11 protein-coding genes are annotated in these 11,159 nt (G+C 70.1%); 6 read left to right on the forward strand and 5 right to left on the reverse strand.

Translation table 11 applies throughout. The features are described from left to right. Window positions 1-15: 15 nt before the first annotated feature. Genes ASD84_RS06595 through ASD84_RS06615 form a run of 5 tightly spaced genes read left to right on the forward strand, consistent with a single transcriptional unit; the run spans window position 16 to window position 4,072 of the window. Window positions 16-906, forward strand: coding sequence for a DUF58 domain-containing protein (locus ASD84_RS06595; RefSeq protein WP_056708049.1), 891 nt, complete (start codon window positions 16-18; stop codon window positions 904-906). Then, window positions 890-1,381, forward strand: a complete 492-nt coding sequence (locus tag ASD84_RS06600) for a hypothetical protein (protein WP_056708053.1) — start codon at window positions 890-892, stop codon at window positions 1,379-1,381. Before ASD84_RS06595 ends, ASD84_RS06600 begins: the two co-directional genes overlap by 17 nt. Next, the gene (locus ASD84_RS06605; RefSeq protein WP_056708056.1) at window positions 1,372-2,424 is read left to right on the forward strand and encodes a VWA domain-containing protein; all 1,053 of its coding nucleotides are present in this window, start codon (window positions 1,372-1,374) and stop codon (window positions 2,422-2,424) included. Before ASD84_RS06600 ends, ASD84_RS06605 begins: the two co-directional genes overlap by 10 nt. Next, the gene (locus ASD84_RS06610; RefSeq protein ID WP_056708059.1) at window positions 2,421-3,359 is read left to right on the forward strand and encodes a vWA domain-containing protein; all 939 of its coding nucleotides are present in this window, start codon (window positions 2,421-2,423) and stop codon (window positions 3,357-3,359) included. The genes ASD84_RS06605 and ASD84_RS06610 overlap by 4 nt, the downstream gene beginning before the upstream one ends. Beyond that, window positions 3,356-4,072, forward strand: a complete 717-nt coding sequence (locus tag ASD84_RS06615; RefSeq protein ID WP_156391623.1) for a hypothetical protein — start codon at window positions 3,356-3,358, stop codon at window positions 4,070-4,072. Before ASD84_RS06610 ends, ASD84_RS06615 begins: the two co-directional genes overlap by 4 nt. 28 nt (window positions 4,073-4,100) lie before the next feature. Here the strand turns inward: ASD84_RS06615 and ASD84_RS06620 are convergent, their stop codons facing one another. The 4 genes from ASD84_RS06620 to ASD84_RS06635 are packed head-to-tail and all read right to left on the reverse strand — an operon-like array spanning window position 4,101 to window position 8,637. Then, a complete protein-coding gene (locus ASD84_RS06620) occupies window positions 4,101-4,790 on the reverse strand; it encodes an SRPBCC family protein (RefSeq protein ID WP_056708069.1) in 690 nt (229 codons plus the stop codon). Window positions 4,791-4,802: 12 nt separating this feature from the next. Continuing rightward, entirely contained in the window at window positions 4,803-5,663 is an 861-nt protein-coding gene (locus tag ASD84_RS06625; RefSeq protein WP_056708075.1) for an FAD binding domain-containing protein, read from the reverse strand. Further along, on the reverse strand, window positions 5,660-8,143 hold the full coding sequence (locus tag ASD84_RS06630; RefSeq protein ID WP_056708078.1) for a xanthine dehydrogenase family protein molybdopterin-binding subunit: 2,484 nt from the start codon (window positions 8,141-8,143) through the stop codon (window positions 5,660-5,662). Before ASD84_RS06630 ends, ASD84_RS06625 begins: the two co-directional genes overlap by 4 nt. Beyond that, on the reverse strand, window positions 8,140-8,637 hold the full coding sequence (locus ASD84_RS06635) for a (2Fe-2S)-binding protein (RefSeq protein ID WP_056708081.1): 498 nt from the start codon (window positions 8,635-8,637) through the stop codon (window positions 8,140-8,142). The genes ASD84_RS06630 and ASD84_RS06635 overlap by 4 nt, the downstream gene beginning before the upstream one ends. Window positions 8,638-8,774: 137 nt before the next feature. On the opposite strand from ASD84_RS06635, the gene ASD84_RS06640 reads away from it, so the two are divergent. Beyond that, a complete protein-coding gene (locus tag ASD84_RS06640; RefSeq protein ID WP_156391625.1) occupies window positions 8,775-9,902 on the forward strand; it encodes a DUF6461 domain-containing protein in 1,128 nt (375 codons plus the stop codon). 51 nt (window positions 9,903-9,953) lie between these two features. Here the strand turns inward: ASD84_RS06640 and ASD84_RS06645 are convergent. Further along, window positions 9,954-11,159: HNH endonuclease signature motif containing protein (locus tag ASD84_RS06645; protein ID WP_082587099.1), on the reverse strand; the 1,206-nt coding region annotated here is incomplete at its 5' end.

Consider the following 11,159-nt stretch of genomic DNA (forward strand, 5'->3'; position numbering starts at 1 on the left):
CGAGATGACGCTGCCATGACCGCCCACCTCACCCGGATCAAGTCCCGCCTCTCGGTCCATGCGCACCGCAAGGTGCGTGGACTGCTCGACGGCGAGTACGCCGCGATCCACGTCGGCCGCGGCATCGACTTCAACGACCTGCGCGAGTACGTCCGCGGTGACGACGTGAAGGACATCGACTGGAAGGCGTCGGCCCGCAGTCGCCAGCTCCTGATCAAGCGGTACGTCGCCGAGCGCAAGCACACCGTGCTGCTGTGTGTCTCGACCGGGCGCAGCATGGCTGCGATGAACGACGCGGCGGTCTCCAAGCGCGATCTCGCCGTCTTCGTGTCGGGCGTGATGGGCTACCTCGCGGTGCAGCACGGCGACCTGGTCGGCCTCGCCCATGGTGACGCGACCCGTCAGTCCGCGCGTCCGCCGGAGGGCAACGAGCTCCACCTCGAACGGCTCCTCGGCATCGTCCACGACGCCATCGCTCCGGACGGTCCGCCCTCCGACCTGACCGCCCTGCTGCGGTACGTCGCGCGCACCGTCCGCCGGCGCACGATCCTGGTCGTGGTGTCGGACGAGACGACGCTGCCCGAGGCCAGTGTCGACATCCTGCGGCGGTTGACCGCCCAGCACGAGGTGCTGTTCCTGACCATCGGGGACCTCGACCCGACGCTGCCCGCGGTCGCCGACCGTCGCCTCGTCGACGTCGATGCCGGGGCCGAGGTGCCCGGCTGGCTGCGCCACGACCGGGAGCTCCGCGACCAGTACGCGGCCCTCGTCACCAGCCAGGAGCAACAGCTCCGCCGCCGGCTCGAGCAGCTGGGCGTCGTACACGAACGGGTTCGGGACACCGAGTCGGCCATCAGCGCCGTCTACCGGCTCCTGGAGAGGCACCGCCATGCTCGCCGGCGCTGAGCCAGCCCCGATGCCCGACGAGTTCACCGGTCCGGTCACGTACGCCGACTGGTGGCTGTGGCTCGCCGTCGTTCTCCTCGCCCTGGTCGTCGCCTACTACCTGGTGTCCTGGTGGATCACCCGGCCGCCGCGGGTCCCGACGATCGCGCGCCCGGACGTCGACGTACCCAGTGCCCAGGCGGAGCACCTGGGGCGGATCGATCGGGTGGTCGCCCAGGTCCGCGCCGGTGCGTTGCCTCCCCGTGACGGCCACCAGCAGCTCAGCGAGGTGGTCCGCTCCTACGTCGCGACGGTCACCACCCTGCCCGCGCGGACCATGGCGCTGGCCGACTTCCGCGAGCGGGCACCGCAGGAGCTCGTGGACACCATCGAGGTGATGTATCCGCCCGAGTTCGCCCCCGACGCGACCCTCGCCGAGGACGCCTTCGACACGGCCGTCGCACAGGCACGAAGCCTGGTGGGCACATGGACCTGACCTGGAACGGCGGCGGCAGCGAGTTCCGCTGGCCGTGGATGCTGCCCCTGCTGGTCGTGCTCGTCGTCGGCCTGCTCGTGTGGTGGGCGCGCACCCGGGGACGCCCGCCGGCGGGTGCGGCGTACGTCGCCCACGCCGATCGCCTGCGCTCGCTCCCCCGCTACCAGACGCTGGTACGACGCCGGGTCATCATCGGTACCTGCCTGACCCTCGCCGCGCTGCTCACCTGCGCGGGCGCCATCGTGCTCTCGGGACGGGTCCAGGAGCGCCAGACCATGCAGCAGGACGACCGGACCCGCGACATCATGCTCTGCCTGGACGCGTCGGGCTCGATGGCCGAGGTGGACGCCGAGGTGCTCCGTGAGTTCCGCACCATCGTCGACGGACTGCAGGGCGAACGGGTCGGGCTCACCATCTTCAGCGGCGTCGCGATCACCGTGTTCCCGCTGACCGACGACTACGACTTCGTGGTCGAGCAGCTCACTGAGGCCGAGGCGGCCTTCGGCACCGGTGGCGTCTACAGCGACGCCTACGCCCTCTACACCGCCGGAACCGTCGTCGACTGGTCGGTGCAGTCACAGCTCGGCGACGGGCTCGCGTCCTGCGTCCAGCGGTTCGACCGCAAGGACGAGGAACGCAGCCGTGCGATCGTGCTGGCCTCCGACAATGAGCCGATCGGCGAGGGCATCTTCGATGTCGCGGGCGCCGCGCAGTTCGCCGCTGACGAGGACGTCATCGTGCACGGCATCGCCGCACCGCTGACCGCCGACCGCCCCAGTGCACTGCAGCTCTTCGACGACGCCGTGACCGGCACCGGCGGGACCTTCGCGCTGCTCGGCCAGGACGGCAGCGCGGCCGCGGTCATCGCCGCGATCGGCAACCTCGAGGCCAGGAAGATCGACCGACCGCCGCTGGTGCAGGTGCTGGACCGGCCCACCCTGGGCACGGTCATCACCGGGATCGGCCTGGGTGGCCTGGTGGCGGTGTGGATCGCCGAGGGCGCCATCGCGCTGCGCGGACGACGCCGTGAGGACACGCCATGAGTCCCTCCACCGCGACCGTCCTGGTCCTCGCGCGCCGCATCGGCATCGCCCTCACCTTCATCCTCGTCCTGCTGCGCCCCGGCGTCGGGGAGGCCGACGCGCCGACCCAGCTCGCCGACATCGACGTGCTGGTGGTCCTCGACCGCACGCGCTCCATGGCGGCCCTCGACTTCGACGACCGCGAACCGCGCATCAACGGCGTGAAGTCGGACCTGGTCGCCCTGGCCAACGCCCTTCCGGGTGCCCGCTTCGGGATGCTGACCTTCGGCGCCGAGGCGCGCCTGGTGCTGCCGTTCAGCACGGACGTCACTGCGTTCGAGTCCGCGGTCGACACCGTCTACCTCGAGGGGCCGCAGGACGGCGAGGGGTCGCGGGCCGACCGGCCGGTGCCCGAGCTGACCGAGGTCCTCCAGCGCGCCGAGGACCAGCGCCCCGAGCGGCGCCGGGTCGTGGTCTACGTCGGCGACGGCGAGGACACCGCGGAGAGCCAGGGCAGCACGGATCCCTCCTTCGAGGACGTCGCCGACCTGATCGCCGGCGGCATCGTCCTGGGCTACGGCACCGAGCAGGGCGCCACGATGCCGTCCTCCAGCGACCTGGACATCGACGAGGGCTACGTCCTGGACCCGGAGACCGACCAGAGCGCGGTCTCGAAGGCCGACCTGGAGAACCTCGAGAAGATCGCCGACGAGCTCGGGGTCGCGTTCGCCCACCGCACCAGCACCGCCGGCATCGGAGAGATCGCGGAGTCCTTCGAGGCGTCGTACGTCGACGGCGAAGGCGGGGACGGTCGCCCGGCCAAGCACGACCTCACCTGGCTGTTCGGCCTGGTCCTGCTCGCCCTGGTGCTCGCCGAGCTGCGGGCCGGCTGGCGCGCGGTGTGGGCCTCGCGCACCACCTTGTTGCCGGCACCCGTGAAGGGAGCGGGCCGATGAGGAGGCCACCGGACCCCCGTCGCCGGCTGCGCCGGGTGCTGCTGGTTGCCGGCATCCTGCCGGCCCTGCTCGTCCTGGCCTGGTGCCTCAAGGTCGGCCTGACGCTGCAGAACAACGCAGCGGGCCGAGACGCCTTCGACGACCAGGACTTCGACCGTGCGGTCGCCGAGTTCACCGACAACCGGCGCCTCAACTGGTTCGAGTCGTGGATCGCCGCGTTCAACGAAGGCGCCGCCCTGCACGTCGACGGCGCGTGGCCCGACGCGATCACGGCCTACGAAACGGCCCTTGAGGACGTCCCGCACCGCGACGAGTGCACCGTGCGGATCAACCTCGCACTGGTCCACGAGGCGGTCGGCGACGCGTCGTACGCGGAGAAGAACACCGACGAGGCGATCATCGCCTGGCAGACGGGGATCAACGTGCTCGCCGAGGGCTCCTGCCCGACGGACTCCGGCCGCGGCGAGAAGCAGACCGAGGACGCAGCGACCGTCGACGACCGGCTGCGCAACAAGATCCAGGAGAACCAGCAACAGGACCCGAATCCGCCGCAGGACCCCCAGCAGCCCGACGACGAGTCCGACGGCGAGGAGGACGGGCAGAAGGATCCCCGGCAGGAACAGCTGGAGCGCAACAACCAGGAGGGCCTGGACCAGCGCCGCCAGGACCAGGAGCTGTACGACGACGACTACAACCGCCCGAACAGCTGGTGAGGCCGCCGCGGCCGAGGAACGAGGACTCTCAGCGCCGTAGCCGACGCACCAGGGTCAACAGCACCAGCAACGCCCCGAGACCGATCACGACCTTCTTGCCGTAGCTCCTGATCAGCACCGGAATCACGGCTGCCCCGAGGTCCAGGGCGTCGTCGTCCGGGGGTGGCGCCGCGTGCTTCGGACCTGCCTGCGCATCGGGCGCCGGGGACGGCGTGGTGTCCTGCCCGGAGTCCTGGTCGGGGGCACCCGGTTCGTCGGCGAGCCGCTGCTCGAGGCAGGCGACGAACTGGCCGAGCAGCTTGTCCGAGACGTCCTGCATGACGCCACGACCGAACTGCGCGGGTTTGCCGGTGATGGCGAGGTCGGTGACCACCTCGACGGTGGTCTGCCCGCCGGCGTCACCAGGCTCGGTCATCGTGACGGTCACCTTCGCGCCCGCCGTACCGTTGCCGCGCTTGTCGCGGCCCTTCGCGTCGACCACGAAGCGGTGGGCGCCCTCGTCGCGCTCGACGAAGCTCCCGGCGCCTGCGTAGACGAGGGCGATCGGACCGAGCTTGACCTTGCAGGTGCCCTCGAAGGTCGGCGCGCCGTCGGCGTCCTCACCGACCGCGGTGACCTGGGCGCCGGGGAAGCACTCGGCCAGTGCGCCGATGTCCTGGAAGTGCGCCCAGGTCGCGTCGATCGTCGTGGGCACCGTGAAGGTGTGCGTCAGGTCCATCGCGAACCGTCCTCAGCCGGCCGCCGCCAGCACGGCCCGCCGCGTCAGTACGCCGGCGAGGTGGCGGCGGTAGTCGGCGTCACCGTTGAGGTCGCTGGGCGGGTTGGTCCCCTCGGCAGCGACGGCTGCCGCTGCAGCCACACCCTCTTCTGTCGCCGGCTGGCCGACCAGCGCCTGCTCCGCTGCGTGGGCGCGCACCGGCGTGGAGCCCATGTTGGTGAGCCCGATCCGCGCCTCGGCGATCGTGCCGCCCTCGGTCCGCACCGTCGCTGCGACCGCCACGATCGGCCACTGGTGGGCGATCCGCACGAACTTCTCGTACGACGCCCCCCAGCCGCCGCGCTTCGGGACGTGCACCTCGGTCAGGATCTCGTCCTCGGAGATCGCCGTCTCGAAGAGGTCGACGAAGAACTCCGCGGCCGGCACCGTCCGGGTGCCTCCCGGCCCCTGGATCACGAAGGTCGCCTCCAGTGCGAGTGCGGGCGCACCCAGGTCGCCAGCAGGATCGGCGTGCGCCAGTGCACCGCCGAAGGTGCCGCGGTGCCGGACCTGGGCGTCGGCGAGGTGCGTGATCGCCTTGCTGATCAACAGCGCGTGCTCGTGGACCAGCGCGCTGTGCCCGACGTCGTGATGGGTGGTCATTGCGCCGATCGCCAGGTGGTCCCCCTCGTCCCGGATGCCGCGCAGCGCGTCGATCCGGCCCAGGTCGATCACCCACTCGGGGGCGTTGAGCCGCATCCGGAGCACGGGCAACAGGCTCTGCCCGCCGGCGATGATCTTCACGTCGTCGCCTGCCGCGCCGTGCTCGGCGAGGGCGGCCAGGGCCTCCTCGACGGAGGTCGGTGCGACGTACTCGAAGGCTGCGGGAATCACTGGACGTCTCCTTCTGCGCGGTCGACGGTTCCGGACATGCCCGTCGCTGGGTCGAAGTGGGGAGCCGCGGCGCCGGTCGTCTCGCCACCGGAACCGCCGCTGTTGATCGCCCGCCAGACCCGTTCGGGTGTGCAGGGCATCTGGATGTCGGTCACACCGAACTGACGAACCGCGTCGACCACGGCGTTGACCACGGCCGGCGTCGAGGCGATGGTGCCGGCCTCGCCGACACCCTTCGTGCCGAGGGTGTTGGTGGTCGACGGCGAGGTGGTGTGGTCGACCTCGAACGTGATCGTGTCGGCCGCGGTGGGCAGCAGGTAGTCGACGAACGAACCCGTGACCAGGGTGCCGTTCTCGTCGTACACGGCCTCTTCCCAGAGGGCCTGCGCGATGCCCTGGACGAGGCCGCCGTGGACCTGTCCAGCCACGATGAGCGGGTTGATCACGTTGCCGATGTCGTCGCAGCAGACGTACTTGCGCATCGTCACCTGGCCGGTCTCGGTGTCCACCTCGACCGCACACAGGTGGGTGCCGTGCGGGTAGTTGAAGTTGACGGGGTCGAACGTCGCCTCCGCGTCGATCGACGGCTCCGTCCCGTCGGGCAGGTTGTGGGCGGCGAACACCGCGGTCGCGATCTCGGTGATCGCCATCCCCTGGTCGGTGCCGCGGACGCTGAACCGGCCGTCCCCGAACTCGACGTCGTCGACGGAGGCCTCGAGCAGGTGCGCGGCGATCGGCTTCGCCTTCTCGATGACCTTGTCGACGGCCCGGACCAGCGCCTCGCCGCCGACGACCAGGCTGCGGGACCCGTAGGTGTCGAGCCCCTTGTGGGAGATCTGGGTGTCACCGTGGAGCACCTCGACGTCCTCGAACGGGACCCCGAGCCGGTCGGCCACGATCTGGCTGAACGCCGTCTCGTGTCCCTGCCCGTGGGCGGAGGCTCCCGTGATGACCTCGACCTTTCCGGTCGCGAGCATCCGGATCTCGGCGTGCTCCCAGCCTCCGGCGCCGTAGTTGAGCGAGCCGAGCACCCGCGACGGAGCCAGGCCGCACATCTCGGTGAACGTCGAGACACCGAGACCGAGCTGCACCCGGTCGCCGCTGGCACGGCGCTCGGCCTGCTCGGCCCGCAGGGCGTCGTACCCGAACATCTCCTTGGCGCGGGCCGTCGCCGCCTCGTAGTTGCCGGAGTCGTACTCCAGCCCGGCCACCGTGGTGAAGGGGAACTCCTCGTGCTTGATCCAGTTCTTCTCCCGTACCTCCAGCGGGTCGACGCCCAGCTCGGCGGCCAGCTCGGTCATCAGTCGCTCGATGGCGTACGTCGCCTCCGGGCGGCCCGCGCCGCGATAGGCGTCGGTCCAGGTCTTGTTGGTGAGCACGTTGGTCGTCTGGAACTGGTAGGCCGGGAACTTGTAGATCGCGTTGAACATGAAGGCTCCGAGCACCGGCACGCCGCCGCCGACGATCGCGACGTAGGCACCGAGGTCGGCCAGCAGGTCGACCTTGAGGCCGGTGACCGTGCCGTCCTTGGTGGCCGCCAGCGTGAGTCGCTGCCACTGGTCGCGGCCGTGGTGGGCGGTGAGCAGGGACTCGCTGCGGGTCTCGGTGAACTTGACCGGCTTGCCGAGCCGACGCGCGACGGCGAAGGCGATCATCTCCTCCGGCGTCTGCTGCAGCTTGCCGCCGAAGCCGCCGCCGACGTCGGGGGCGATCACCCGGATCTTCGACTCCGGGACGCCCGTGGTCGCGGCGAGCGCGAAGCGCAGGATGTGCGGGATCTGGGTCGCCGACCAGACCGTGATCTGCTCGCCGGTCGGGTCGACCACGACACTGCGCGGCTCCATGAAGGCGGGGATCAGCCGTTGCTGGCGGTACTCGCGCTCGATCACGATGCCGTTGGCGCGGGCCTCGGCGATGGCCGCCTCCACGTCGCCGCCGGTGCCGGCCTCAGCGGAGTCGAACCTCCAGACCGCGCTGACGTTGGTGCCGAGGTCGGGGTGCGCGAGCGCGCCGCCGTTCTCGTGGGCCAGCGCCGCCTCCTTGAGGTCGAGGGCTGCGGGCAGTACGTCGTAGTCGACCTCGACCAGCTCCGCGGCGTCGCGCGCCTCGGCCGCCGTACGGGCGACCACCACGGCCACCGTCTCGCCCGCGAAGGCGACCCGGTCCGACGGCATCGGCACGTGCGCCGGGGTGACCTGGTCGGTGACGACCGGCCAGGCGTTGATGCAGACCCCCTGCCCCTCGCCGAGGTCGGCGCCGGTCAGTACGGCGACGACGTTGGTGCTCGCCTTCGCGGCTGTCGTCTCGATGTTGGTGATCCGGGCGTGGGCGAACGGGCTGCGCACCATGGCCAGGTGCAACATCCCCGGCAGGGTGATGTTGTCGGTCCAGCGGGTGCGGCCGGTGATCAGGCGCTGGTCCTCCTTGCGGCGCCGGTCCCGCCCGATCTCGGCCTGCAGCGGCTCCTGGGTGGCAGTCATGCCGACACCTCCTCACCGGAGGTCGCGGCGCTGCCGACTCCGGCGGCGTGCTGCACGGCGCGGACGATGTTGTGATAGCCGGTGCAGCGGCAGAGGTTGCCCTCGAGCCCGAGCCGGATCGCCTCTTCCGAGGGGCTCGGGTTCTCCTTGAGCAGGTCGACGGTCTGCATGATCATCCCCGGCGTGCAGAAGCCGCACTGCAGTCCGTGGCACTCCCGGAAGGACTCCTGGACCGGGTGCAGGGCACCGTCCGGACCGGCCAGGCCCTCGATCGTCGTGACCTCACTGCCGTCGACCTGGACGGCGAGCACGTTGCACGACTTCACGCTCGTGCCGTCGAGGTGGACCGTGCAGGCACCACAGTTGCTGGTGTCGCAACCGATGACCGTTCCGGTCTTGCCGAGCTTCTCGCGCAGGTACTGCACCAGCAGCATGCGGGGTTCGACGTCGTCGGACACCTGCTGACCGTCGACGGTGAGGCTGATCCGGGTCATGACTCTCCCTTGAGCGTGGGACCTGTGATGTGGCTCACGCTAGGGAGGGAAGGTTGGCTAATGGTTGTGGGCGGGAGGGTCCCGGTTGCGCGCATTCGGGTCCGGAGCGGACGGGTTCGCGGCTACGGTCGGCGCTCATGAGGTGTTCTCGGTGGCTGCCCCTGCTCGCGGTCGTGGCGCTCGGCATCTCCGGCTGTGGTGACGCGGACTCGTCGGCTGGCGCATCGGAGGACACCCCGGACGACGCCGTGTCGGCGTACGGCGTCCTCATCAGCGAAGACGAGTCCGCCCGGACGAACCTGGGCGAGTACGCCGATCTCGGGGACGGGCTGCGTGTCCGGCTCGACATCACGGACGTCGGTGGCGACGAGCTGGGTCCGTGGCTGACCGTGACGATGCGGACCGATAACCAGGGAGCTGACCCACAACCGGTTCCGCGTGCGGAGCTCCACTGCGAGCAGTCCGACGACCCCGGGATGCCGTGGACCGACGACGATGCCGACTCCTCCGGCCCCGAGGACCGGGTTCTTGCCGGCGACTCGTTCGAGAGGAACGCGAAGCTCCTGCTGCCCGGCGACTCCCACATGGGCGGACCGATTCCGGAGTGCGAGGGTGAGGCCTACCTCGCGGCAGCGACGTACGGCGACGACTGGAACAACGCCCTGGCTTCCGCGGAATGGTCAGTTCCAGCAGCGATCGTGGACGAGCTCAACGAGGCTCGCCTGGACGCCCAGCCCAGTCCCACGCTGCCGCCCGAGCCGGCCAAGGACCCTGACCGCCCCTACGCCTGGGTCGACCAGGACCAGTACTCGTCCGGCTACCAGGTGGTGGTCGTGCCCGGGATCGACGCGGCGCAAGCACTCAAGGCCCTCGCCCCCATCCGACGCAAGGCCAGTCGTGACAACTTCTGGGCCGTGGTCGTCGCCGAGCGCGAGGAGGGCGTCGTCCTCTTCACCTACGGCCTGATCCCGGACGAGCGAGTCCAGGCACTCAGCCGTGGCGGCATCGCCGCGTCGTACGGCAACACCGTCAACGGGGACGACCACGTCCTCGTGGCCCGCGACGGCAAGGTCGTGCGCAGCTTCGACCCCTTCCTCGACTTCGACTACGCCAAGACCAAGCCGTTGCCGGAGGAGAAGGGCCTCGACCTCGAGAACGACACCTGGGCGGCCTCGTGGACGCTGCTCGAGCGGCTCACGAAGATCCACGTCACCGAGGAGTGGCTGTTCGGTGCCGAGCACCCGGCCTACCTGCTGGACGACTGACCTCGCGCATGCCGCTGACCCCGCTGGTGGGCGGGGTGCGAGGCTCGGGATCTATTCGTCGGGGTCGACGGTGCGTGGTGGGTCGAGTGCCCTGGTGCCGTCGGGTCCGACGAGGAAGTGTCTGCTGTTCGGGCTGGTCCACAGGTAGTACCCGGGCAGCACGATCAGGTAGCGCCATCGGCTGAAGGTCTTGGCGCGGTGATGTCGCCGGCACAGTGGGACGAGGTTGCACGGACAGGTCACGCCACCCTGCCCATGCGGTTGCGCATGGTCGAGGTCGCAGGAGTGCCCGGTAGTCGAGCTTGTCGAGACCCCGCAGCCGGGGAACCGGCAGCTGTGATCCCTCAACTGGACCCGTTGGCGGATGCGGTCGGGGATCTCGTAGGAGTCGACCGGGACGCAATCGGCCAGATCGATGATCGGGCGCACGATGACGGTGGTGTCTCGTGCGCGGAGCCATTCCTTGATCTGCGCCGTGCTGATCGGGACCTGCTTGTCGGCCCACCGCCCCACCGGATTGGCGACCGGGTTCGGGTCGGGCTTCGCGAACGGGTTCTCGGGCTCGTTGCCTGTTTCGTCGTCGTTGAGGGTGGTGTCGGTGATGTGGACGTTCAGGACGACCTTGCGACCCGGTGAGGTGGCGATGACCTCACCGGTTTCCTCATCAGCGAAGAGCAGGTCCAGGGACAGGTCCTGGCGAGCCAGGTCGCCAGCTGACTTGGACCTGCGGACGTCGAACGAATCGGTGTCACCCAGCTTGCCTCGGACGATCGCGCGGCGGGTCAGCGCCTGGTCGAGGTCGTGGGCATCGGCGGCGTCCAGCAGGCTGTGGGACTCGACCTGGCCGTTGGAGTCGATGTCGTCGAAGTCGAAGTGCCGCCGGTCGGCTGCGGCCTGGCGCTCTTGCTCGGCACGTTCGGGGTCGAACCGCAGGATTGCTTCAGTCACGAGGCGGTCGAGCTGTGCCCAACCCACGCCACCGACCGCTGCGAGCTGGCGGTCCACGAACGCAGCGGCCTCCGCGTTCAACGACCGGGTGAGGTCGGCGATGCGTTCGGCACGCCAGGGAGCCAACCTGCCCTCGACCACCGCGGCGTAGAGGTTGGGGAGGCGCCAGGCGCACTCGATGATCCGCCCCACATAGGCACGACCACCATCAGGTGAGCGGCCCAGTACGGCGATGAGTTCCATCAGGTGGAATTCCGAGACCAGCGGTGCACCGTCACCCGCGATCGGGACACCGGTGTCGATGACACC

Origin of the sequence: Nocardioides sp. Root682, from assembly GCF_001427795.1 — a bacterium.
Taxonomy (GTDB): domain Bacteria; phylum Actinomycetota; class Actinomycetes; order Propionibacteriales; family Nocardioidaceae; genus Nocardioides.